The organism is Roseomonas rosulenta (genome assembly GCF_016106005.1).
GTDB classification, from domain to species: domain Bacteria; phylum Pseudomonadota; class Alphaproteobacteria; order Acetobacterales; family Acetobacteraceae; genus Neoroseomonas; species Neoroseomonas rosulenta.
The window spans coordinates 1-1,183 of record NZ_JACADR010000558.1; the positions used below are offsets into that span (position 1 = coordinate 1).

The 1,183-nt window shown below is 76.4% G+C and carries 1 protein-coding gene; it reads right to left on the minus strand.

The genetic code is table 11. The annotated features are described in order from the left end of the window. Positions 1–1,183 (minus strand): glycosyltransferase family 4 protein (locus HW578_RS26825; RefSeq protein ID WP_198373744.1); only part of this gene is annotated, 1,183 nt, incomplete at both ends.

Genomic DNA, 1,183 nt, shown 5'->3' on the forward strand with positions numbered 1-1,183 from the left:
GCGCGTGCGGCGCGGCCGAGCGCCGCCGCGCCAGCCGGGTCGGCGGCCAGCGAGAGCACCGCATCGGCCAGCGCGCGCGCATCCCCGGGCGGGCCCAGCAGGGCGGCTCCGACGGTCATCTCGGCCACGCCGCCGACATCGGTGGCGACCACCGGTCGGCCGCAGGCCATCGCCTCAAGGATCGCGTTGTTCGCCGTGGCATCGGTCAGCGGCAGCAGCAGCGCATCGGCGTCGCGATACGCCTCGCGCAGCGCCTCATCCGACAATCCGCCCTCGAGCTCGACGCCGGCGGGAACGCCGCGCGGCGGGTTGGGCGAGACGATGCGCAGCCGGGCATCGAGCCCGACATCGCGCAGCAGCGCGAGCGTCGCGAACAGCGTCTCGAAGTCGCGCAGCCAGTGGCCGACGGCGAGCAGGCGGAAGCCCTCGCCCGCCGCCTGCGGCGCCGGCGTGAAGAAGCCGGCATCGATGCCGTGCGGGATGACGTGCAGGCGTTCGGGCGGCAGCATCCCCGCCAGCGCGGTGCGCTGCGCCTCGCACAGCACGACAGCGGCATCGAGCGCGCGCATCAGCGCCGGGTTCACCATGCCCGCCAGCAGCGCCGGCGGCTGGTGGAAGGTGGCCAGCATGGCCGGGCGGCGCCCGCCATGGAACAGCGCCGCGGGCACGCGCGGCAGCAGCCACAGCGCCAGTTCGCCATCGATCGCATGCACCAGGTCGAAGGGGGTGTCGGCACATTCGGCCAGGGCCTCGGCCTCGGCCAGCCAGGCATTGCCCTGCTGGCCGAAGGGCGCGGTGCCGAGCAGCCGCCCCCAGTCGCGCCACGCGCCGGCCTCGATGCCGGCCAGCGTGGCGCCGAGCGGCGTGGCGCGGATGGCGGCGTCGATCCCGTCGGGCAAATGCCGCAGGAACTGCCAGGGCCCCGAGCGCGCGCCATGATGCGCATGCTGCGCGCGCAGCGCCATGACGCGCAGCCGGTCCGCCACGGGGGGCTCGGCCGGCGCCACGGCCACGCCTGCCGCCGCTGGACCGGCGGCCTCGCGCAGAAGCAGGTTCATCGGGAAGCGCAGGAAGGGCGTGGCGGGCACCGCGGCCACCTCGACCGGGGCCTGCGCGAAGGCGCGCAGCGCGCGGCCGTGCACCGCGGCATCCGTGGCGCGCCCCTCGCCCGCCAGGTCGCGAT